19 protein-coding genes are annotated in these 24,332 nt (G+C 40.8%); 12 read left to right on the forward strand and 7 right to left on the reverse strand.

What is annotated here, in order from left to right; translation table 11 throughout:
• Positions 1 to 457: 457 nt before the first annotated feature.
• Complete coding sequence (locus AAEY87_RS07975; protein WP_068036829.1) at positions 458 to 1,696, forward strand: argininosuccinate synthase; 1,239 nt, start codon at positions 458 to 460, stop codon at positions 1,694 to 1,696.
• A gap of 142 nt (positions 1,697 to 1,838) precedes the next feature.
• On the opposite strand, the gene AAEY87_RS07980 is transcribed toward AAEY87_RS07975, so the two are convergent.
• Positions 1,839 to 3,083, reverse strand: coding sequence for a hypothetical protein (locus AAEY87_RS07980; protein ID WP_350656698.1), 1,245 nt, complete (start codon positions 3,081 to 3,083; stop codon positions 1,839 to 1,841).
• 136 nt (positions 3,084 to 3,219) lie between these two features.
• On the opposite strand from AAEY87_RS07980, the gene AAEY87_RS07985 reads away from it, so the two are divergent.
• Positions 3,220 to 3,735 carry a L,D-transpeptidase family protein gene (locus tag AAEY87_RS07985; RefSeq protein ID WP_350656699.1) on the forward strand — a complete coding sequence of 172 codons (516 nt, stop codon included), beginning with the start codon at positions 3,220 to 3,222 and terminating at the stop codon, positions 3,733 to 3,735.
• Positions 3,736 to 3,868: 133 nt separating this feature from the next.
• Here the strand turns inward: AAEY87_RS07985 and AAEY87_RS07990 are convergent, their stop codons facing one another.
• Positions 3,869 to 5,482, reverse strand: coding sequence for a CYTH and CHAD domain-containing protein (locus AAEY87_RS07990; RefSeq protein ID WP_350656700.1), 1,614 nt, complete (start codon positions 5,480 to 5,482; stop codon positions 3,869 to 3,871).
• 132 nt (positions 5,483 to 5,614) lie between these two features.
• Positions 5,615 to 7,201 (reverse strand): isocitrate lyase, encoded by a 1,587-nt coding sequence (locus AAEY87_RS07995; RefSeq protein ID WP_068036815.1) that lies wholly within the window; start codon positions 7,199 to 7,201, stop codon positions 5,615 to 5,617.
• An 824-nt stretch (positions 7,202 to 8,025) separates the two neighbouring features.
• On the opposite strand from AAEY87_RS07995, the gene AAEY87_RS08000 reads away from it, so the two are divergent.
• Together AAEY87_RS08000 and AAEY87_RS08005 are read left to right on the forward strand one after the other, a co-directional pair.
• Positions 8,026 to 9,015, forward strand: a complete 990-nt coding sequence (locus tag AAEY87_RS08000; RefSeq protein WP_068036814.1) for a LysR family transcriptional regulator — start codon at positions 8,026 to 8,028, stop codon at positions 9,013 to 9,015.
• 396 nt (positions 9,016 to 9,411) lie between these two features.
• Positions 9,412 to 10,791, forward strand: a complete 1,380-nt coding sequence (locus AAEY87_RS08005; protein WP_350656702.1) for an NAD-dependent succinate-semialdehyde dehydrogenase — start codon at positions 9,412 to 9,414, stop codon at positions 10,789 to 10,791.
• 141 nt (positions 10,792 to 10,932) lie between these two features.
• Here AAEY87_RS08005 and purN read toward each other — a convergent pair whose 3' ends face one another.
• Both purN and purM read right to left on the reverse strand, forming a co-directional pair.
• On the reverse strand, positions 10,933 to 11,658 hold the full coding sequence (gene purN, locus AAEY87_RS08010; RefSeq protein ID WP_350656704.1) for a phosphoribosylglycinamide formyltransferase: 726 nt from the start codon (positions 11,656 to 11,658) through the stop codon (positions 10,933 to 10,935).
• On the reverse strand, positions 11,658 to 12,707 hold the full coding sequence (purM, locus tag AAEY87_RS08015; protein WP_350656705.1) for a phosphoribosylformylglycinamidine cyclo-ligase: 1,050 nt from the start codon (positions 12,705 to 12,707) through the stop codon (positions 11,658 to 11,660). Before purM ends, purN begins: the two co-directional genes overlap by 1 nt.
• 360 nt (positions 12,708 to 13,067) lie before the next feature.
• Here purM and AAEY87_RS08020 point away from each other — a divergent pair, with 360 nt between their 5' ends.
• The 3 genes from AAEY87_RS08020 (at position 13,068) to AAEY87_RS08030 (ending at position 16,148) form a co-directional block, all read left to right on the forward strand.
• Positions 13,068 to 14,174, forward strand: coding sequence for an AI-2E family transporter (locus tag AAEY87_RS08020; RefSeq protein WP_068036796.1), 1,107 nt, complete (start codon positions 13,068 to 13,070; stop codon positions 14,172 to 14,174).
• A gap of 374 nt (positions 14,175 to 14,548) precedes the next feature.
• On the forward strand, positions 14,549 to 15,352 hold the full coding sequence (gene hda / locus AAEY87_RS08025) for a DnaA regulatory inactivator Hda (RefSeq protein ID WP_350656706.1): 804 nt from the start codon (positions 14,549 to 14,551) through the stop codon (positions 15,350 to 15,352).
• An 85-nt stretch (positions 15,353 to 15,437) separates the two neighbouring features.
• Positions 15,438 to 16,148: a DUF2057 family protein gene (locus AAEY87_RS08030; RefSeq protein WP_350656707.1), complete on the forward strand. Its 711-nt coding sequence runs from the start codon at positions 15,438 to 15,440 to the stop codon at positions 16,146 to 16,148.
• A 114-nt stretch (positions 16,149 to 16,262) separates the two neighbouring features.
• Here the strand turns inward: AAEY87_RS08030 and AAEY87_RS08035 are convergent, their stop codons facing one another.
• Both AAEY87_RS08035 and AAEY87_RS08040 read right to left on the reverse strand, forming a co-directional pair.
• On the reverse strand, positions 16,263 to 16,748 hold the full coding sequence (locus AAEY87_RS08035) for a Dps family protein (RefSeq protein WP_350656708.1): 486 nt from the start codon (positions 16,746 to 16,748) through the stop codon (positions 16,263 to 16,265).
• Positions 16,749 to 17,078: 330 nt separating this feature from the next.
• Positions 17,079 to 17,738: a YcxB family protein gene (locus AAEY87_RS08040; RefSeq protein WP_068036786.1), complete on the reverse strand. Its 660-nt coding sequence runs from the start codon at positions 17,736 to 17,738 to the stop codon at positions 17,079 to 17,081.
• A 649-nt stretch (positions 17,739 to 18,387) separates the two neighbouring features.
• Here AAEY87_RS08040 and serS point away from each other — a divergent pair.
• From serS to AAEY87_RS08065, 5 genes are all read left to right on the forward strand, one after another.
• Positions 18,388 to 19,674: a serine--tRNA ligase gene (serS, locus tag AAEY87_RS08045; RefSeq protein WP_350656709.1), complete on the forward strand. Its 1,287-nt coding sequence runs from the start codon at positions 18,388 to 18,390 to the stop codon at positions 19,672 to 19,674.
• A gap of 277 nt (positions 19,675 to 19,951) precedes the next feature.
• On the forward strand, positions 19,952 to 21,949 hold the full coding sequence (gene tkt, locus AAEY87_RS08050; protein ID WP_350656711.1) for a transketolase: 1,998 nt from the start codon (positions 19,952 to 19,954) through the stop codon (positions 21,947 to 21,949).
• Positions 21,950 to 22,294: 345 nt separating this feature from the next.
• On the forward strand, positions 22,295 to 22,753 hold the full coding sequence (locus AAEY87_RS08055) for a hypothetical protein (protein ID WP_350656713.1): 459 nt from the start codon (positions 22,295 to 22,297) through the stop codon (positions 22,751 to 22,753).
• A 4-nt stretch (positions 22,754 to 22,757) separates the two neighbouring features.
• Positions 22,758 to 23,123, forward strand: a complete 366-nt coding sequence (locus AAEY87_RS08060; protein WP_350656714.1) for a hypothetical protein — start codon at positions 22,758 to 22,760, stop codon at positions 23,121 to 23,123.
• Between the two features lie 177 nt (positions 23,124 to 23,300).
• Complete coding sequence (locus AAEY87_RS08065; RefSeq protein WP_350656715.1) at positions 23,301 to 24,320, forward strand: nuclease-related domain-containing protein; 1,020 nt, start codon at positions 23,301 to 23,303, stop codon at positions 24,318 to 24,320.
• Positions 24,321 to 24,332 lie beyond the last annotated feature (12 nt).

Here is a 24,332-nt window from a genome sequence, read left to right on the forward strand (position 1 = left end):
GTTAAAAAAAGGTGTATAAAGGGTATAGATGAAAATAAAACATCAGAGTTGCTGCTATGGGTTGAGATAGGTTCTTTGACCCGTCGTCTCAAATTCAAAAATTATGGTTAAATATTTTGCTTAACATAAGGATATTTATTTTATAACAATGCTTATCCATCATAATGTTTATTTACATCGATATTTGGCTCTTTACTATAATAGCAGATTTGACTGCTTGACTAAATATGCAACCAAATATAACGACGCAGTCTTTGAATACCTTTTTCATGATTATCACTACAATTATCATCAATATCGCTAGCAAATATAAGATGAATTGTTGATAAATTATGACTCGTAAGAGAGTTACACTTTTGCCAATTGTGAATATGATGTACACTGAGTAGGCAATTTATACTTCAATTCATTCTTAGCATCTTTTCCGATAACTAAATTCTTATATTAGGAGTTGTTCATGGCTCAGCTTGATCCAAAAAATATCAATAAAATCGTATTGGCATATTCAGGTGGCCTTGATACCTCAATCATCGCTAAATGGCTTCAAGAAACCTATGATGCCGAAGTGATTACTTTTACTGCTGACATTGGTCAAGGTGAAGAGGTAGAGCCGGCGCGCGCTAAAGCTGAAGCGATGGGCATCAAACATATCCATATCGAAGACTTACGTGAAGAATTTGCCCGCGATTATGTATTTCCTATGTTCCGTGCCAATGCTATTTATGAAGGTGAGTATCTGCTCGGTACTTCTATCGCCCGTCCACTGATTGCCAAACGATTGGTCGAGATTGCCAAAGAACACAATGCTGACGCTATCAGCCATGGTGCGACCGGTAAAGGCAATGACCAAGTACGTTTTGAGCTCGGTGCTGTTGCCTTGTCTCCAGATGTTGTGACCATTGCGCCTTGGCGTGAGTGGGATTTGTCTAGCCGTGAAAGCTTGATGGAATATGCTAAAGAGCATGATATTGCGATCGATTATGCGGGTAATAAGACCAAATCTCCTTACTCAATGGATGCTAACTTACTGCATATCTCTTATGAGGGCGGTATCCTAGAAGATCCATATGCTGAAGCAGAAGACGATATGTGGCGTTGGTCAGTCAGCCCAGAAGAAGCACCTGATGAAGCGCAATATCTAGAATTAGAATACGAAAAAGGTGATATCGTTGCGATTGACGGCGAGACACTCAAGCCATATGAGATTATGATTAAGCTAAATGAAATTGGCGGCAAGCATGGTATCGGACGTTTAGATATCGTAGAAAACCGTTACGTTGGTATGAAGTCACGTGGTTGCTACGAGACACCAGCTGGTACAATTATGTTAAAAGCGCATCGCGGCATTGAGTCATTAACGCTAGATCGTGAAGCGGCGCATCTAAAAGATGAGCTAATGCCACGCTATGCTAAAACTATCTACAATGGTTACTGGTTTAGTCCTGAACGTATGATGTTACAAGCTTTGATTGATAAATCACAAGAGTATGTCAACGGTACGGTACGTGTGAAGTTGTACAAAGGTGCTGTTAGTGTCGTTGGTCGTAAGTCAGATGATTCTTTGTTCGATGAAAAAATCGCGACTTTTGAAGATGATGCTGGCGCATATGATCAAAAAGATGCGGAAGGTTTCATCCGTCTAAATGGTCTACGTCTAGCTATTGAAGCCAGCCGTGGTCGTGACTTATCAAAATAAGATTTATAGACTATTGATAGTCAAGTAAGCCTTTAGATTACAGAAAAAACAGAGACCTATATCAATAGTGTCTCTGTTTTTTATTGCTACTAAATTTTATTAAAAGCCTATTTTATGAACATGCTCTAATAGCTAATCTCTTCTATTCAGTTTTTGCTGCTTTTTTAATATCAGTTTCACCATCATCTACCATCACAATGGCTACATCCTGCTGTTGACGTTCTTCCATGAGGTCTTGCTTTAACACTTCTGCCGTTGCAGGTATGGCACCATTAGATTTCTGCGTTTGGTATTTTAAGGTCGCAAGTGCACTGAGACTACCAATAACCAAAATAATAATCAGGATAATGGGGTTTTTCCAAATAGGGACTGGTGCATCGTATTCAATTGGTATCTCGCTAGTAGTTGCTGGCGCACTTTCACTGTTACCGCCGATTAGCCCTAAACTTACCAAAGGTGGTTTTGGTGGGTTTTCAGGTTCAGAGGTAATGCGCAAACGATCGCGCTGCAAGTAGATCTCTGAAATTTTGGCCAGCTGTAATAACCAGCGTTGATGCGGCAACGTGATGGCCGTCATTTCTGCAAATATCAACAAGTCATTATGCCCGCCTTGCTGCAAATTATCAGATGAACGGCCGATGGCTTTTAGATAGTGACCAGTTGCCAGCTGCATATCTTGTACCGGTTTATAATTATCGGGTTTGAATGCGGTCAGCTCATACCAATAAGGGTCGAAAGATGGGGGCACGCTTGATAGTTGTCTGTTTTCAAAGACATTAAGCTCTTTACTATCAAATTCTAACTCTGTCGATTTTGTCGATATGGTATATTCTTTATTATCTGCAGGAGTTATCTTCGGCTCAATAGCTGCAAAGCGTTCAAGTGATAAAAACTGTGGTTGCAAAGCAAACCATTTGTCAATCTCATCATTATCAAGCTGGCTATAGTCCGCTAAGATTGCAAGCTCTCGTAAAACGATAACACACAGACAAGTGAGCAAGGTTTGGACCTGAGAGGTAGTAGCGTCAATCTTATTTGCTATGTATTCGCTAGCCTTGATCACATCAGTGCTGTCTTTAAATATTGCATTGGCGACATCATGACGATGATATGACGTTGCCTTGATGGTTGTAAAGTTCATAGAATTGTATCGACGTAGCTCTTTTACTGCACTACGATTAAATAGCTTTTTGCTAACAGACAGACCTTGATAACGCTGTTGATAAGCGAGTAGAGCACTTACAATCGCTTGTAAACCAAAGCCAACTGCAAGGCGTGTCTGTGGTAATGATAGCTGAGCGACATCAGCTAATAACGACACCATTGGCTGAGTATCTTGGTATAAAAAGTCATACATCGACACACGTGTCGGTGAAATAGTCGTCATAATCTGCTAGCATCAAAAAGTGTGCCCCTATATTACGGTGCCAAATGTCTTGATACAATCCCTTAATAATAGAAATTTATAATCATTTTACTGATAATGCTATTAATCATGTTATGAATGACAGCTGGAAGCTTTTATGATAAATAACAACCGTACCGATACGCAGCTAGTAATCAATATTGCTAAGCAAACTCTAACAGCATATCAGCAGCAAACTGAGCTTGCTCAATATAAAGTATCCACTGCTAAGAACGGCATTGGTAGCCAGCAAGATAGTGGTTGCACACCGCTCGGCAACCATATCATTGCCAAGAAGATAGGTAAGGATGAGCCTATGAATGCTGTGTTTGTTGGACGAGTATCTACGGGCGAGGTATATAGTGCTGAGCTTGGCGCGCTACATCCTGAACGTGATTGGATATTAAGCCGTATTTTATGGCTAAGTGGTCTTGAGGAAGGTGTTAATAAAGGCAGTAACAGTCAAGGCGGCTGTGATACGTATCAGCGTTATATCTATATTCATGGCACACCAGACACTGAGCCGATGGGTATACCACTATCACATGGTTGCGTACGTATGCGTAATGAGGATATCTTTGAGCTGTTTGAGCAAGTAGAAGAAGGCGCAGCCGTCACTATAGTAGCGAGCTAGATACTGGTTTGGTCAATAAAGTTTATAAATAACTGGCGATGTTACCTTTATCAATTTAAGGTTAAAAAAGACAGCTCTTATAAATGGAGCTGTCTTTTTTATTCTGCATTGTTATTATTTTGTATGAACACCTTTACCAAAATATCGAACTGTCTTTCACTTTAGGCAAGTGTTTTTCAGTGCGTTTAAGGTCTTCTTTTAGCGTTGCAGCAAACCAGCCTGCACCATACAGCGCATTAGAGTTTTCTTCTGACTTTTGCTGATAACATTGTTGATATTGAAGATGTTCACAATATCGACCCAATGCTTTTTGCGCTTTTATCAAACGTTTTAACCAGCGTTTGGCTTTCTTTTTACCATCTTTCTTATTCAATAATGGCACGGCAAACTCATTAATATAGCGTAAATCTGTTAATTGGCGGTATAATTTATGCAGCGCTTGGTCTTTATCACTGCTTTCTAAATTAACATTATGTAAATCAACGCTTTCCAAATCCTTACTATCAGAGCCATCATCGCTGGCATCATTTTTACTTTCTAGGCTTTGCTCGGCTTTCACAAACTTTGTATGCTGTTTAGATAGTATTTTTGCCAGTTTATCATTGGCGCACTTATCAGCTTGCGGTTCAAGGTGTGGATCACTCATAACAAAGGCAATCAGCTCCAGTAGAGTTAATTGAAAGTCATTGGCTGCTACCGCATCGATAGGCTTAATTTTTAGTGCTTCGAGGTCTGCAGTCCAATCGACTACAGGCGCACTAAATTCTTGCAGTTTAGGTTCGATATATGAAGCAAGATAGGCGAGTTCACGATAGCTACCAAGTAAGGTCGCTGTTTGTTTTAATATCGGCAGCCAGTCAGGGTTAAGCTCATCAGAAAAGCCAGCAAATGCTTGTAATGCAGCACGCAGGCGGTTAATACCAATGGATAGTTGTAAGATATGCTCATCATCTTTGCTGCCAGCCACGACAGCACTACTATTCGGTAATATCTGCAACAGACAATTATGCACTGCTGCGCGTACAAAGGCAGGCATGCTGCTGTCTTTGTTAATATTCAGCTGGCTCAGGTCAGCTTTAACCGCTGGACTATGATTTTGCCCAGTGATTAGTAGACCACCGCGCTCAGCTTTGGTGACGGTAGACAAGCAGAGCTTATAACGCTTACACCACGTTTTAGCAGTCGTAAATAAAAAGTCTAAATCTCCTGAGACCAGCTCAAACTCAATCTCTTGAATAGGATCGCGCTGGGTATCATCATGACCATGGATAACTTCTCCATGATCGTACGCCATCTCAATACTATTGCTATCCTCATCTTTACTGTCTTCCATTAACAAACGGGTAGTGCGCTGTACATCAGTAACATATTGGCGTGTTAGTTTTTGTGCCAGTTTTTTGAGCTTGAAATCGGCCAAAGCAGAGGCAATTGAGGTGTTCTTATAAATCGTCAAATCAGGCATTAGCTTATTATTATCCAGCATGGCCTGTACTTTTGCATTATCTAATGTAGCATTATGCTCTAAACGTGCCGCAATACCATCGCCACCAGCTTTGATAGTCTGTACCCAGGTGTCGCCTTCTTTACGAATACGTAAGCCAATACCAGCCTGTGCAAGCTGTTGATCAGGTGTATCGTAATAATGCGCTGCCAGTTGCGTAATCTGTGAGGACTTGACTTGGGCTTGACGCATCAGGCTCTTTAGCCGCGACTCTGGTACTAAAAACTTTAGCTCTATTTCCTGCATGATGGCTCCTAATAATTCTGACTAATAACTATTAGTCTACCATTCTACAATTATTTAAGTTGCAATAAAAAAGCTGCCCTACATGATGTAGGGCAGCTTTTCTTGTAATCTGTACTTAGAGATGGTCGGTAATTAGAACTGGTTCATTGTGTTCTTGCCGCCGCCAGCTTTTAGAGCGTTGTCACCAGAGAAGATCTCTTTGTGATCATCACCAAGGTCAGAACCCGCCATTGCTTGGTGCTTAACACAAGCGATGCCTTCACGAATTTCTTTACGTTGTACGCCAGCTGCATAAGCAAGCATACCGTCTTCACCGAAGTAGCCTTTAGCAAGTTCATGAACGCTAAGTGCTGTCGTGTGGTAAGTAGGTAGCGTGATTAAGTGATGGAATACACCAGCTTCACGTGATGCATCACGTTGGAAGTTCTTAGCGGCAACGTCAGCTGCTGCATCAAGCTCAGTACCGTCATAATCAGCACTCATCAAGTCATCTTTATTGTATGCAGAGATGTCTTTGCCTTCTTCTTCCCACTGAGCGATAACTTGCTTACGGAAATTAAGCGTCCAGTTGAATGATGGGCTGTTGTTATAAACTAGCTTAGCTTTAGGCTGTTGCTCTTTAATGCGATCAACCATCATTTTAATGTGTTCTACGTCTGGAGTCGGTGTTTCGATCCATAGTAGGTCAGCGCCGTTTTCTAGAGCGGTTACACAGTCAAGGACAACGCGGTCGATGTTAGTATCTTCACGGAACTGATATAGACCGTTTGGCAAGCGAACTGGACGTACAAGTTTGCCGTTGTGCTTAAGCAAGCTATCGTTCTCTTTCGCGTTCTCTAGCGTCACTTCTTCCATTTCGATGAAGTCGATGTACTGAGAAGCAAGATCGCCTGGCTCATTTGATACTGGGATTTTTTGCGTTAGTGATGCGCCTTCAGAGTCAGTACGAGCAACGATGATACCGTCTTCAACACCAAGCTCTAAGAATGCATAACGAATCGCATTGATTTTTGCGATATAATCTTCATGCGGTACAGTTACTTTACCAGCTTGGTGACCACATTGCTTAGCGTCAGATACTTGGTTCTCAACTTGGATAGCACAAGCACCAGCTTCGATCATTTGCTTAGTTAATAGGTAAGTCGCTTCTTCGTTACCGAAACCAGCATCGATATCAGCAATGATTGGCACAACATGTGAATCAAAGTTTTCGATTTTTTCTTGGATGGCTGTGGTATCTTGACCCGCTTCTTCAGCAGCGTTTAGCTCACGGAAGTAGTCGTTTAGCACTTTAGCATCAGCTTGACGTAAGAACGTGTAGATTTCTGCGATTAGCTTAGGTACTGATGTTTTTTCGTGCATCGATTGGTCAGGTAGAGGACCGAACTCAGAACGTAAGGCTGCTACCATCCAACCTGATAGGTAGATGTAAGTTTTAGCAGTAGTACCAAAGTATTTTTTCTTAGCATACATAGTTTGTTGGGCAACAAAACCATGCCATGCACCTAGAGACTGCGTGTACTGAGATGTGTCGTTGTCATAATCTTCCATGTCTTGACGCATGATTTTTGCAGTATACTTTGCAATGTCTAAACCAGTTTTGAAGCGGTTTTGTGCCATCATACGTGCAGCATCAGTTTCGCTGATATTCTGCCAGTTACCGTGTTTTTGCTTTAATTCACGTACTAAATCGATTGCTGATTTATAAGTAGTTGACATCTACAGTCTCCTTGGTGGGGTATTAAAAGTTTGACGAACAAATTCTAACGAGCACAGAATCAAGTGGTAAAATGATCGTAACTAAATTTGATTTGCGAGGAATTTACAGGGATTACGATTGTACTAACTTGCGTTGAAACTTAATTGCTATTGGTACTACTAAGGGCAAATTGAAGTCCGCCTCACAAACGGCGAATGACAATTTACTATAAATCTTATCTCTATTACCCTAAACAAACCTGCTGTAAAATACAAGAGGTTTACTTGACTCTACTAGAAAAAGTAGTTAGTAGTCAAAGCATATTAGGTTTGTATTGACATTCATATCTCGATACATTGCAGCAGAAATCTCACCACCTACCAAATCTCTGCTTACTAATAAGAAATGTTACAATAACTAACTGCGTATTTAGACATAAATAGTCAAAGCATTATATGATGATGATGCTAGCACTTAATCGTTGAGCTACGTAACAACCCATCGTACAAATACGTTGTTTAGTTATATAAATAAAATAACGATTTGAGATAAGAATTATTGTCTGTGCTGTCAATTATTTGTATAACTCACTATAGCGGGGTTACCAAGATTTACCTAATTTATGATAGTTATCTTTGGTATTTCTATAATATATAGAGTAACAAAAACAATGGTTTGAGTTTAGAAGAATTACGTTATAATAGCTAATATTGAGCAAAGTTAATGCAAAAAATACTCTTAATTTCCTACTAATGGCTGTATAACGCCCATAATTATCTATAAAAACAACGCAAAAATTGCTAACTATTAAATAGCATTTATTCTAAGTAAAAGAGAAATACATATGAATTTGCAGCGGGTCGATTTAAATTTATTGGTGCATTTAGATGTATTGTTAAGAGAAAAAAACGTCACACGTGCTGCTGAGCAGTTAGGCATCACCCAGCCTGCAATGAGTAATATATTGCGACGTTTGCGTAAGCTATTCAACGACCCGTTATTGGTGCGTTCATCTGAAGGTATGACGCCGACCGAACGAGCTTTAGAGCTGCAACCACGTATTCGTGAGATACTCGCTGATCTGACTCAAGTACTTGAGCCGCGTACTGAGTTTCGACCGTATAGCACGTCACGTGTCTTTCGTATTATGACCTCAGACTATGCTGAGGCAACGTTAGTACCAAAACTGGTAAAAGCTTTACGCTCTGAAGCACCGAATGTGATTTTGGACTTTTTGACACCTTCAGACGTGTCTTATCGTGATATGGAGCAAGGGAGAGTTGATTTGGCGATTAACCGCTTCAACGAGATTCCGCAAAGCTTCCATCAAGTATTAGTTTGGCGCGACACTTTTAGCTGCTTACTCTCATCTGAAAGCCCTTATGCTAACCGTTTTAATCTAAAAAACTATCTAAAAGCGCAGCATGTCTGGGTATCCAAGACAGGTATGGGCGTGGGGTTCGGAGTCAATCCAGAAAAGTCTGGCGGACTTGGCTCTATCGATCAAGCACTACAACGTTTGGGTCAAAAGCGTCAAATCAGTGTCTTTACTCGTCATTATCAGATGCCGGCCATGCTCGCGGCAAACAAAGATTTGATTGCGACATTGCCGACCCGAGTTGCACGCATGCAGGCCAATAACGATAGTATTATGATGAAAGAGCCACCATTCTTTATTCCTGAATTTGAGCTGACGATGGCATGGTCACCGTTATTACAGCATCATCCAGCGCATCGCTGGTTACGACAACTTATCATGCATGTTGCACGGCAGGTGGTTGCTGATGAAGAGAATCAAGAGCAAGAAATACCCACCATTAATCATCTGTTTTAAGGTAGCTTTTATTTAGGCACTTCCCATTTCAGCATCAGGGCTGTTCTAAATCATTGCAACTTCTATTAAAGTTTAATGTTAAATAAAACCAGCCTTTGTGCTGGTTTTTTATTTGTCTGAACTTGGGGTTGGTTAAGTAGTTCTTAATAAGACAGTCACATTCTTAACATATCAAGCACATTTCTTTATATCTTGTAAAACTGTAAGCGAATAGTTTTGTTATGATAATTCGAACTTAGAAGAGTTGAACGTTAAGCAAGAATATCTTTAAAACGAACATCTTTAGAATAATAACTGTTTAGAGCTAGATGATAAGACTAAGAAATATGTGTTTTGTAATTAGTATCATCTAAGCAATTTATCAATCAACTAAATAAATGGATAAGGTCAATAATCATGGCAGATATTACTACTGTAAACCCAGCAACAGGCGAAGACATTAAAGAATACAACTATATGAGTAATGATGAGGTTAACAACATTGTTGAAGCCTCGCATCAAGCATTTCTAGAATGGCGTAAAACTAGCCATGAAGAGCGTGCGAAGGTTATTAATTCTATTGGCGAGACCTTGATGAAGTACAAAGAGGAGCTATCTCGTCTTATGACTGAAGAGCGCGGTAAACTTTATAGTCAGAGTCTACAAGAAATTGATCTATGTAAAGCGATTTGTGATTACACCGCAGAGAGGGGTGTGGCCGCGCTTGCTGATGATGAACGTGACATCGAAGGTCTCAAAAAAGGTATTGTCACTTATCAGCCCATTGGCGTTATCTATGGTATGCAGCCTTGGAATTTCCCAGCTTATCAAGTGTTCCGTTATACCATAGCCAATTTGATGGCAGGTAACAGCGTTCTGCTTAAGCATGCAGCAAACGTGACTGGTTCTGGCTTATTAATTGAAAAAATATTCCATGAGTCTGACTTACCGAACGATTTGTTCCGTACTATTCTAATCGATCATGATCAGTCAGAAAAGTTAATTGGTAATGATAAAGTACGCGGTGTGACGCTTACTGGTAGTGATGGTGCAGGTAGCATCGTCGGTCAGCAAGCAGCAAAAGCAATCAAAAAAGCAGTCCTAGAGTTGGGCTCGAATGACGCATTTATCGTTTTAGAGGATGCTGACCTAGAGCTTGCAGTACAAACTTGTACTCTAGCGCGTCTGATAAATAATGGCGAAACTTGTGTTGCTGCAAAGCGCTTTATCGTTGTCGACAGTTTATATGATGAGTTCCGTAAGCGTATCGTTGAAGAGTTCGAAAGCAAAAAAGCAGGCGATCCAATGGACGACAGCTCGGATCTTGGTCCATTAGCCCGCAAAGATCTGCAAGAAAAATTGCATGAGCAAGTGGAAGAGAGCGTAAGCAAAGGCGCTACTATATCTGTTGGTGGTAAATTACCAGAAGGTAAAGGTAGCTTCTATCCAGCGACTATTTTGGAAAATGTTGAAAAAGGTCAACCAGCTTATGATGATGAGCTATTTGGTCCAGTAGCATCGCTGATACGTGCTAAAGATCAAGACGATGCATTACGTATTGCTAACGACAGCCGTTATGGCTTAGGTGGCGCTATCTTCTCTAAAGATGAAGACAAAGCTATACGTCTAGCCAATGAACAGTTTGATACGGGTATGGTCTATATCAATGGTTATGGCCTCGCAAATCCAGCATTACCTTTTGGTGGTGTGAAAAACTCGGGTCATGGTCGCGAGCATGGTGGTTTCGGTATTAAAGAATTCGTAAACATCAAAGGTGTCCACGTTCATAACAGTTAAGAACACGTACAGACTTTAAAGTTAAAACGCTTTAAACATTAGATACCGAAAAGCCCAGTCATTCATAAATTGAGTGACTGGGCTTTTTTATGAGCGACAGTTTTAAATGATTAATATTTTTCTTTGCTTCTTGCCATTACATTAACTGTTTAAATAAAGCTTTAAAGGTAAGGTGGGTAACATAGAAAAAGTTTCTTTGCCCTGACTATTCAGGTTGATTACACCTTTAGCTAATAACAAAATTGTCCAAGGCAATAGCTGATGCTCAAGCTTTTGCACTCGCGTTTGTAGACAATCCGCCGTATCTTTTTGATTGACCTCTAATAAAGCTTGGGTCAAAACAGCGCCCGCATCGAGCTCAGCAGTGACGACATGAATACTACAGCCATGATGACGTTCACCTGCTTGTATGGCACGCTGGTGAGTATCTAGCCCTTTATAAACAGGTAATAGAGAAGGGTGTAGGTTAATCATCGGTGCTGGTGCGTTATCGATAAAATCTGCACTCAATACCCGCATAAAACCAGCTAATACAATCAAATCTGCTTGCCATTCTACCAGTTGAGCATTAGCATGACTCTCAAAAGTTTTGATTCCCATGCGTTTGCCATTAGCAACGTGCGACAATACTTCTACTGGAATAGCGGCATCTTGCGCACGTGTGATGGCATAAGCATCCTCACGATTACTAATGACACCGACTATCTCAATCGGTAGCGCACCTGCTTGCATAGCATCTATTAATACTTGTAGATTGCTACCACTGCCTGATACCAATACCGCAATGCGTAAAGGTTTAGCCGATACTTTTGCGATACTTTTAGAAGTGCTTTGTAGATTATCATCTGATATTGGCGATACTGACATTAACGGTACACCACTGCATCCGCTTCACGATTAACCATCTCACCTAGTTGCCATGCTTTTTCGCCAGCATCATTCAAAGTTTTAATCGCCGCTTCAGCTTTATCTTTAGGCACAACGATAACAAAGCCAACACCGCAGTTAAAGGTGCGGTACATCTCACTTTGCTCGATATTGCCCTCAGTTTGTAGCCAAGTGAATAGCTCTGAGAACTGCCAGCTGTTGGTATCGATGCTAGCGGCTAAATTATCCGGTAATACGCGTGGCAAGTTATCCGTTAAGCCGCCACCAGTGATATGTGACATGGCATGCAGTGCGGAGCTACCAAGGGTATCCTGCAGAGCTTTAATCGCTTTTACATAAATACGAGTAGGTGCCATTAGCGCATCTTGAATAGGCTGCCCATCTAGCTGCTCATTGCTGCTAGTAACATCAATACCGCTGACTTCGATAACTTTACGTACTAATGAATACCCGTTAGAATGCGCGCCACTTGAAGAAAGGGCGATTAGAACATCGCCTTCTGCGACATTTTCACCAGTGATAACCTCGCTTTCTTCAACCACGCCCACACAGAATCCAGCTAAATCATAATCGTCGTCTTGGTACATGCCTGGCATTTCAGCTGTTTCACCGCCGATAAGGGCACAATTGGCAAGTTTACAACCATCACCAATACCAGTCACGACAGTAGCAGCAACATCGACATCGAGTTTACCCGTTGCATAGTAATCTAAAAAGAACAATGGTTCTGCACCGCAAACCAATAGATCATTAACGCACATCGCCACCAAATCAATGCCAATAGTGTCATGACGATTTAGCTGTAGTGCCAACTTAAGCTTAGTACCAACGCCATCAGTACCAGATACGAGTAGCGGAGAGGTGTAACCTGTCGGAATACGACATAGGGCGCCAAAACCGCCAAGTCCACCCACAACTTCAGGGCGAGTAGTGGCTTTTGCTACGGACTTGATTCGTTGAACCAATGCATCGCCTGCATCAATATCAACGCCGGCATCTTTGTAGCTTAAAGAAGGCTTGTCACTCATAGTCATCTCACAGTTGGGGATAGATAATTGGAATTAATAGTTGAAGTTATTCATTACAATGAATAATTGAAGTCAGTATTATAAAATTTGAATGTGGTGCGCGCATTATACCCAAAAACAGGCCACACTCGCAAAGCAACTTGCCAATATTTGACCAAGATTTGCTATAAGCGGCAAATAAAAAACCAAGACACAAAAAATGACTGATTTTTTACTGTACTCTGCGATAATAAAGCGCCAAAGTAATTGTAAAATTACCGTACTAATGATTACTATTATAGGAAAGTCATTTAATAACTTATATGACCAGCTCTAGTAACGTCATCATCTCAAATCAGCTTAATCGTAGGATTGCCCTTAATGATAAATCAACCAATAGATCCTTTTTTTCGGCGCTTATTTATTGTCGTTGCTATTGTTGTAACCCTATTTTTATTGTATTTGATGATGCCGGTCATTATACCGTTCGTTATTGCATTCATACTGGCTTATTTACTTAATCCACTGGTCAAACGCTTATCAAGGTATGTTAGACGCTGGATAGCCATTATTGTCGTCTATTCAGCACTGACCTTCAGTATGGTGTTGCTACTCTGGTGGATTGTGCCAACGTTGTGGCATCAGCTGCAAGCCGCTTGGGAATATTTGCCCAAAATTCTGAGCTGGTATGATGAAGTGGTACGTGAATGGTTTACTAATAATAGCCCTGTTCGTCTGCCAGAGTTAGAGGCGAAGGGTTTGTCCGAGACCTTAGTAGATTATATGCAGACGCATTATAGATTCTCAGACGCCAGTACATGGATGAGCCAAATACTTGCCTCAAGTATGAACTTTATTAATAATGCCGGACTGATTGTGCTAGTACCCATTCTGACGTTTTATTTCTTATTTAATTGGGACAAACGTCTGCTTAGCTGGAAAGTGGCTATTCCTACTGCTTACTGCAAAACAGTCATTGGCATCGCCCAAGAGTGTGACCGTGCATTGATGGCTTTCATTAAAGGTCAATTACTGGTCATGGTGCTGTTAGGGATTATTTATGCTGTGCAATTACAACTGATTGGGCTTGAGCTTGGACTAATTATTGGTATGGTTGCAGGTGTTGCGAGTTTTGTACCGTATTTAGGTTTTGGACTTGGTTTCATAGCCGCTGTTATTGCTTGTCTGTTCCAATTTGGTCTAAATTGGACTTATCTGTCTCTAATCGTTGGTGCGTTTTTAGTAGGACAAGCGGCCGAAGGATACGTGTTACAGCCACTCCTGTTGGGTGATAAAATCGGGCTTTCACCGTTATGGGTTATTTTTTCTGTATTGGCAGGCGCAAGCTTACTAGGTTTCGTCGGTATGTTGATTGCCTTGCCTGTATCCGCTGTACTTAACGTATTATTTCGACATCTCTATAATTATTATCGCTCTACCGACTTTTATAAGGGTCGTAAACAACTAAATTTATTTGAAGAAAGATAAGTGCGTTAAGATTGAAGGCGATAGATCAGACAAGCAGCAGTTGTTAAATGTTAGATTGACGAATAGCAGTTAATCAGGCTTAGTAAGTAAAAGACTTGTCAGTCATTTTGTAAATATGTTATATATAGGCGCAGTATTAACTATAGCAGTTGCTCGTTTCGGTTAATTTTGACAAAGGTCTTTTTTAATAAAGCATTTAGTTAATTTATTACTGAACGAGAGAACTCTTGGATAACAAAAAAATGTAAGTTAAGAAAACTACATGCCAATACCAAAAAATTTATGTCACGCAGTATTTAAGCCAGTTTAAAGAAGATTGTTCGACAAATTAATTTTTTCTTTACATTGCGCTATGCAAAACGAGTTGATGATTCATGGCAGAAGCACAGCTAAGTCTCAATCTGGACATTAAGCACGATGCGAGTCTCAGCGACTTTGCTGGTCCAGGTTGGATGTCGATTATTGATGCAGTGCGGCAGCTACATGTCGGCCTGATAGGCCAGCTGTACCTATTCGGTAGCCCTGCTACTGGTAAGTCTCATTTGCTATCGGCTATTTGTGAGTCATTCATTGAGATGGATAAGTCAGCAATTTGTTTATCACTTAATGAGTTGATTCATACCGATGTCCACGTACTGTCATCCTTAGAGAATTTTGATCTTATCGCCATTGATGATTTAGAAGTGCTGGAGCATAGCAGTCAATGGCAAGAAGCCTTGTTTCATTTGATAAACCGCAGCCGTGAAGGGCAGCGCCAGTTACTATTTGCTGCCAATAGACCAGCCAGTGAATTGCCGTTTCAGCTGACTGATCTGCTGACTCGTTTAGCACAAGCACCCACGTTCAAAGTACCCAATGGTCATGACCTAGCCGACCGTAAAGCATTATTACAGTCTATTTTACGTCGGCGTGGTTGGCAATTTGATGAGCGTATTATTGAGCATCTGCTGACCGAAGGACCGCATCGTATCGGGGCAATGATGGAGGTGCTCAACTATATTCAGCCGATGTTTTCTAATCTTGGACGTAGTAATATATCTAAAGCAGTGATAAGCGATGCATTGCGTACTATTGACGAACAAACGCTTGCGGCAGAGCTTGCTGATATCGCTCAAGAAACCCAAAAAGATGATGAAGCAGCAAGTAATGACAACCATACAATACCACTGGATTTTTAGCTGCTGACACTTAGTGAAGATAAATAGCTCAATGCTCTAACCTTTAATTTTTTTACCAAATTTTTTATCATGGATAGGATATCTTATGAAAATCTCTGCCTCTTTGCTTAAAAAACTGACAATTAGCACGCTCTTAATTGGCGCAGGTTCAGTGTCTATGCTTTCACATGCAGCCGTTACTTTGCTCGTCGATGACCATATTAAAGTAACCGCTATTAATGGGCAGGAAGTCAAACAAAGTGCCTTTCAGCCTTTAACTAAAACGTTTACTTTGCAGCCTGGTCAACATGCCATTACTGCTAAATATGACCGTCTATATGATTTGCCTCGTGATGAGCATGACTATTTGCGTTCAGGCAATGTGAGCGTAACGGCGGAACTGGCAGACAATCAAACCTATCGTTTGACTATGCCTAATCAACCAGAAGAGTATAAAGCTGCCAAAGAATATGCTGAACGTCCAACGCTAGCAGTACAACAGGACAATAGGGTTATCGCCAGTCAGCAAAGCATCGGTGGAAATCAAGGTGGCTTGCTATCAGGTATAGGTAAAGCTCTAGGCGGTGTGTTTGGTGGTAGCAGTGATGCCGAACTACAGAACCAGCGCGCTATTGCTGCATTAGAGCAGCCGACTTCAACTACTGGGCAGCAAACTGCAATAACCCAACCTAAGGTAAATACTGGTACGGTAAGCTCTAGCACTCAGTCTGCGAATACCCTTGATAGCTTTATGCAAATTTGGCTTAATGCAACGCCTGCTGAACGTGAGAAAATGCGCCAATGGATTCAACAGTAACCATCTGTTTTTATAGTATTAGTTAACGATATCTGAGTAATAAAAAAGCACCTAATAATAGGTGCTTTTTTTATTTACGATTAGATGTAATGACTAGCAGAGTCTAGTTAATCATTAACCTAAGAATGCGTTATACATCCAAACTAGTTTTTCTTGCTCTTGTACATAAGCATCAACTAGGTCGGCTGAACCTTGGTCATCGCTTTCTGCTGCTACTGCTGAAACTTGACGCTGCTCTTCGATAAGCGTTTGCAGACCAGTCACCACACCTTTTACGCAGGTATTACCGTCTTTAACGTTCTTATCTTCTTGGATGCCAGAATGCTGTGCAAAATCGCTATAAGCATGTAATGGTGTACCACCTAAGGTTAGAATACGTTCGGCGATCTCATCAATCTGTAATTGTAGAGCAGTGTATAACTCCTCAAACTTAGGGTGTAATGAGAAGAAATGCTCACCTTTAACATTCCAGTGGTAACCACGGACGTTAATATAGAAAGTATGATAGCTAGATAATAGACCATTTAATTTATCAATTACTTGACCCATTTCAGCTTTTTCTAGACCAATCTGGTTAGTACTGTTATCAGTATTACTCATAATATTATCCTTATAATGTGAGTGTTGATTTTATAAAATAGGAGTATAGCAAGTCGCGTTACTTATGATTACCTTCTTTATCGTACCAAAGTCTGAACATATAACGACGATATTACGAAAGAGACTGGATTCTGAAAAAGACTGGTACCACTAATAACTACGATGCTTTAACTTTTGATGCCTATTATAATAGCAAACCATAATGGATTAGTTAAATTTAATAAATATAATTCTATGATTGGTTTTGTAAAACTCTAAAGAAAATCTCTTTACTATTAAGCAAGTCTCTTTATTATTTAAAGTAAAACAGATAAAGAGACCTAAATACTATCATGAAGGTGGTTGAATGCTCTCAGGGTTTAAACCTTTTACAGGAACTACTTCTTTCAGGTGCTGACGTACCGTATCAATCGGGAATTTTTGCGCTTGCAAACGTTTAGGTACAATTTGACTGCCTTGCTGACCTTTCATTTCAAACATCATAAAGATATAGTCATCAGTCTCATCCCAGCTTTTGACCGCAGTCCATGGAATAACCGCTTGTTGAGTAGTACCAGCCCGCATTTGCATGCCACGCATCTTATTATTGTTCATCAAATCAGGCTGATTGGTTGGCATTGCCATGACTAAACCATGTTTTTGCACACCCAACTTCATCTGACGCATCTCGTCTGGCATCTCTTGATCAGCAACTTGTTTTTCAAATTCTCTTTTGACATACCATTTAAAGCCAAGGGTACGAACCAGTAAATAAATCACTACCGCAACCAGCATTAGCCAAAAAATAATCGTCGAGTAACCTGTTACGAAGACTAACCCTACAATTGCTAGTATTACGACCACTGCCATAATAATCCATTCTTTCATTTTGATACTTTTTAAACCGAAAGAGGGGCTAGCGCTGGCGAATAGCTCATACTGTGCTTGATGGAATTCAGCCTCGGTTAAGTTTAAGGCGACAGGTTGTAGCGTGTAGGGGTACAGGGCCATAAAGGTTTCTCAAATACTTATATTAAAAGTGTTGGGTTTAAAAACGCCAAACGTAAGCAGCTACGCCGTAGTTGGCCGGAAGTGTAATAAAGGTATGCGCTTATCTTACCGAAAAGTGCTCTTAAATGAAACATATAAGGATATCTGTGCACTTATAGATACCATATTAATGGCATTAATAGAGATATACGACGCTTATAAGAGTTAATATCAGTTATGAAAGCTAATATCGGTTCCAAAAAATGCAACTAGCTGTGCCAAACTCGCCTAATCCATTACATGTAGTATTTGCCTTCGTTGTCTTTGTCACTCAAAATTTTGGAATTAGTATGACTTTAGGGTTAAAAATTCAAAAAGACATACATTATTGAGCGCTGAAGGATATCGTTAAGCTAAAAGTAGTTGCTATAAATTAGAGGTAGAAAATCCTGAAAACCTAGTTAAAAAATGGTCTAAACATGGTCAAATCTACTGGGTCTTGGTATTATAGCGGCTACAATATTTTGTCATAAAAAGCATGGCGTCACAGCAAGACTATAACTATGTCATAACTAGGCATAAAGCTCTGTTATAAATCTAAGCTGGCCACTTATTATATTAAAAATTTTTTTAAACCTTCTACTCACTCTCAGCGTTACAGGCAACTATTATGATTGATCCGAAACTCTTACGCGGCGATTTAAGCGACTTACAGCAACAGCTGGCCACCCGTGGCTATACGCTTGATATGGAGTTCTGGCAAACCATTGAAAATGAGCGTAAATCGCTACAAGTCAAAACCGAAGAGTTGCAATCGCGCCGTAACGCTGGTGCTAAGCAAGTGGGCGCGCTAAAAAAATCGGGCGAAGATGCCAGTGAGCTATTGGCTGAGATGCAAAGTGTCAGCGGTGAGATTAAAACGGCCGAAGACGAGCTGCGCACTTTACAAGAGCGCATCACCCAAGCGGCTTTGCAGATTCCCAATATTCCAGCAGCAGATGTGCCAGTGGGTACGTCAGAAGATGATAACGTCGAAGTGCGCAAATGGGGCACGCCGCGCGAGTTTGACTTTGAGATTCAAGACCATACTCATCTAGGTGAGACACTCGGTATGCTCGACTTTGAAGCAGCAACCAAACTAACTGGTAGCCGCTTTAATGTGCTCAGAGGACAGTTGGCACAAATGCACCGTGCCTTAATTCAGTTTATGCTGAATACTCATACGATTAAGTACGGCTATACTGAAACGTATGTTCCTTATATCGTCAATTCAGAAAGCTTAAAAGGCACAGGTCAGTTACCGAAGTTTGAAGATGATTTGTTTAAACTTACTAATCATACCAATAATGATGATATGGATTTTTATCTCATTCCGACGGCGGAAGTACCGATGACCAATTTGGTACGCGGCGAGCGCTTAGATATCAAAGAGCTGCCGTTAAAGTTTACCGCGCATACACCCTGTTTCCGTAGTGAAGCTGGCTCACACGGTCGTGATACTCGTGGTCTCATTCGTCAGCATCAGTTTGAAAAAGTTGAGATGGTCAATATTGCCTCAGCTGAGCAGTCAGATGAATTGCTTGAAGCAATGACTGGACAAGCTGAATATATTTTGCAGCAGTTGAATCTACCATATCGCACGGTCAAATTATGTACGGGCGATATGGGCTTTGCCGCGCAAAAAACTTATGACATTGAAGTATGGTTACCGAGCCAAGAGACCTATCGTGAAATCTCAAGTTGTTCTAACTGTGGTGATTTCCAAGCACGCCGTATGGGCACACGGGTCAAAGACGGTAAACAGACAAGTCTTGCGCATACGCTAAATGGTTCAGGCTTGGCAGTTGGTCGTACTTTATTGGCTGTCATGGAAAATTATCAAAATGCGGATGGTAGTATCACGATTCCAGAAGTGTTGCGTCCATTTATGGGCGGTGCTGAGACAATTTCAGTTTAATAAGTATTTTGTCTATATAAATAGCAAGTTATAATGCTAACTCGCTATTTATTACTTTTGCCTATTATTAATTGTTATTTAACAAAACCGATATAAGTCATTGTTAAATACAAACGATTTTATGAGGCCGTTTTTGGCTTGGCTCATGGCAAATATGTTAATATTGCCCCTTAATTAATCACCTTATTCTTAAGAGCGTTTATCGCGCTTTTATTTTACTGTTCAATCGATTTTCCTCTTATCTTCCATACTTCTCATTCGAATATTAGGACACTCTATGCCCACCCCAATTAACGAACGTAAATTAGCCAATGCCATCCGTGTGCTCTCATTTGATGCGGTTCAAAAAGCCAACTCTGGACATCCAGGCGCGCCGATGGGCATGGCTGATATTGCTGAAGTTCTGTGGCGCAAATTTTTAAAACATAATCCTGCCGATCCGCAATGGCACAACCGTGACCGCTTTGTGTTATCGAACGGCCATGGCTCGATGCTTATTTACTCGTTACTCCATTTATCAGGCTATGATGTCAGCGTCGATGACCTAAAAGGCTTCCGTCAGCTACATTCAAAGACCCCAGGTCATCCTGAGCTTGGTTATACACCAGGTATTGAAACCACGACTGGTCCACTAGGTCAGGGCATCGCGAATGCGGTTGGTTTTGCTATCGCTGAGAAGACGCTAGCGGCACAGTTTAATCGTGACGGACATAACATCGTTGACCACCATACTTATGCGTTCTTGGGTGATGGCTGCTTGATGGAAGGTATCAGCCATGAAGTTTGTTCACTGGCTGGCACGTTATCGCTTGGCAAGTTAGTATTCTTCTATGATGACAATGGCATATCAATCGATGGTAATGTTGAAGGCTGGTTCACTGATGATACGCAAGCGCGCTTTGAAGCGTATGGCTGGCAAGTTATCAAGGTTGATGGTCATGATACCGATGCTATCACTCAAGCAACTGAGAAAGCGATTGCTGAGACCACTAAACCAAGCTTAATCATCTGCAAAACCACTATCGGCGCTGGTAGTCCGAACAAGCAAGGCTTAGCAGCCAGCCATGGTGCACCACTTGGTGATGACGAAATCGCCTTGACTCGTGATGCGTTATCTTGGAAGCATGCACCGTTTGAATTAGATGATGAAATTTATGAAGCGTGGGATGCCAAAGCCAAAGGCGATGTGCAACAAAAGAACTGGGATGCGGACTTTGAAGCTTATAAAAAGGCTTATCCAGAATTGGCAAGCGAGCTACTACGCCGCTTAAATGGTGAGTTGCCAGCGGACTTTGACAAGCAAGCGCAAGACTATATCCAACAAACCCAAGAGCAGGGCGGTGATGTTGCCAGCCGTAAAGCCAGTCAAAACGCCATCAATACCTTACAGCCATTATTACCAGAATTGTTGGGTGGTTCAGCGGATCTAGCTGGCTCAAACCTAACCCTATTTAAAGGTGCTAAAGGCATCGAGACTGACGCTGATGGCAACTATATCTACTATGGCGTGCGCGAGTTCGGTATGACCGCGATTGCCAATGGTATCGCATTGCATGGCGGCTTTATCCCTTACGTGGCGACCTTCCTGATGTTCATGGAATACGCGCGTAATGCCGTGCGTATGGGTGCATTGATGAAGCAACGTATCATCCATGTCTACACGCATGATTCTATCGGTCTGGGTGAAGATGGCCCAACGCATCAGCCAGTTGAGCAATTGACTAGCCTACGCACGACACCAAATCTACGTACATGGCGTCCTTGTGATGCGACCGAATCTGCTACTGCTTGGGTAGAAGCGATTAAGTCAGAAAACAATCCATCTGCACTTATCTTTAGCCGTCAAAGCTTACCGCATCAAGCACGTGACAGTGAGCAAGTCGCTAATATCACTAAAGGCGGCTATGTGCTAGCGAAGGAACAAGGCGAGCTAAAAGCCATCATCATTGCAACGGGTTCAGAAGTTGGCTTAGCGATGGAAGCGTACGAGACGCTTAGCGAAAATGGCGTTGGCGTCCGTGTGGTCTCTATGCCATGTGCAGAAATCTTTATGGAGCAAGATGCTAGCTACCGTGACGCTGTATTGCCGGCCACTATTCGTGCTCGCGTAGCGGTAGAAGCTGCGCATGTAGATTACTGGTACAAGTTCGTTGGTCTAGATGGCAAAGTCATCGGCATGACCACTTATGGCGAATCTGCTCCTGCAGATCAGTTATACAAAGAGTTTGGTATTACGACTGAGGCTGTGGTTGAAGCGGTAAATAGTTTGGTGTAATAAACCTGACTTAGTTAGCGTTTAAACAAGAAAGAGCTGCCGGAGAAATCTGGTGGCTTTTTTTTAATAGCTTGATTTTTGGTTTTGGAGCAGTTCTTTTTATTTACCTGCATCAGTATTGTCTGTAGCATGATATTACTGCAATCGAGAATAAAATGTATCTAGTAGCGACTATTCTATGCCTAATTAAAATTAGTTCGTGTTTTAGTTTATTTTTGTGTGGGGTGCCTAAAGTTATAACTGAATTTGAGTTTAAAATTTCAAGGTCATACTATCGCTTTAACTGCTAGGTAGTTATAATAGAATCTAACAACAAACCTAGTGTTTTTTCATAAGGCTTTAGTTTTGAATGACTGGCTAAGTAGATTAAGTTTTTCGGATTATGGAAGTTTAGCTTCCATAGCTAGTCTTCTCATAGCTTATATAACTCTTAAAAAAGTTAGTAAGATTGAAGATAGGTTTTTACTAAATGTTAGAGTAGTTGAATACGTTAAAGAGTTAGAAACGTTTTCTAGTGAAATGACTCGTTTGCTTGGTAAGTTTGATAATAATATTGAAGTTATTAATGAGAGATTTGCTTTAATAGACGTTAAACTTCGAAATATTCAGAGAAGTGCAACTGATGACTTGCTTAACGATTTGAAGATTACTAGGCGAAGTATCAAAGTTTTCAGAGGTAAGAATACTATAAAATTTTTTAGCTCTATATCGAATGAGATATCAGCGCGAGAAATCGTTACTAATATCAATGTTGTAGTTGAAGAGCTAAAACATCAAGATAAAAATAGAACTTTAACTAGGTAACAAAATGAAGGCTAATAGAGATTACATTGAGTTTATAGACCATTTGATTGCAATGACCCAAAATAATACGGTTTCTTGGAGAAGATCAAGTCCTCCTAACAATTTGATGGGTACAGAGCAAGAAGTCGATTTCGTATATACAACAACTTATCAAGGCAAATACTTAAGAGTATACGAAGAAAACTACAAACACTTTACAGATGAGTTTGAGTTTTTCTGGGCTGAAAGACCTATCGTCGAATTTACTGATATTCACTCCACTCCTTTATGGCGTTTTCCAATCTTATCTAATACTTATAATTTGTTGGAAGCTATTAGGTACAAAGATGCTGGAGTTGATGATTTTATTAGTAGTGTATTAGGAAGATAAATATCCGAAAGTCACACTCAATGTATATGCATTAAGCTTCTTATTAGTACGCATAGTGTATCCTATGAATTCAAAAATATTTTAGTTAGAGTGAATATGTTTATCGCTATTTTGAGAGTCTTTGAATTTTTAGATAGGAAATATTAGCTCTAATAAGTTGTTTTTGAGATTTCTGCTATGTCCCTAAAATCCACCTTCAAAGGTTTCCTAGGTGAAACCGTTATCAATGTCGCTATGTGGCTTAAGCTTGAAAAAGACGTCTACCACCGACTAAACGGTATTACCTTACCACGAGCCAATGGTGGTAGCACTCAAATCGACCATATTATCGTTTCTGTATACGGTATCTTTGTCATCGAAACCAAAAACTATAAAGGCTGGATATATGGTAGCGAGAACCAAAGACAGTGGACACAAGCCTTCCCAAATGGAAGTAAATTCAAATTTCAAAACCCATTGCGCCAAAACTACTTGCACATTAAGACGCTCGCAGATTTATTAGGATTGGAGCTTAGCTACTTTCATTCGATGATTGCTTTCATCGGTGAGTGTGAGCTGAAAACGCGCGATGAGTTACCTGAGCACGTATTGACGAGTGGAATGGCGTCTTATGTGAAGAAAAAGCAAGATAAGGTACTAAGTGAAGAAGATGTTAAGGCTATCATTGAGCAAATTGAAAGTAATAGATTTAGCAAATCTTGGAAAACCAATAGAGAGCACAAAGCCTATCTAAAAGACAAGCATAGCCAGTCAAATAAGCCGCCTAGCGGTAACGCTAATAATAAACCAGTTGCTAAAATGGCTAATAAGCCTACACCAGAACCGATAGTAAAAGAAACTGCTAAACGACCCACGCTGAAAAGTAGAGAAGTGCTGCGATGGTCGGGTCAAACTGAAATTGAATCCAGCAATGCGTCAACTGTTGCGCTAGCCATTCTGCCCTCTAGCCCGCAATTAATTAGTAGTGACTCGGTATTTATCACACCGTTTGAGGTTTTAGAGTCTAAGCCGAATATCAATGAGCTTTCTACTGTTGAGCAAGTCGACGCGCCAATCGTTTTCAATAATATTCCTGCTTGCCCAAGATGTCATAGTGAGATGATTAAACGTGTCGTAAAAAAAGGCGCGCGCGAAGGGCAGGCGTTTTATGGTTGTAGTCAGTTTCCTAAATGTCGCGGTGTGGTGAACGTTAATTAGATGTGATCAACC

The sequence above is a fragment of the Psychrobacter sp. S1-30-MNA-CIBAN-0213 genome, assembly GCF_040309845.1.
GTDB lineage: Bacteria > Pseudomonadota > Gammaproteobacteria > Pseudomonadales > Moraxellaceae > Psychrobacter.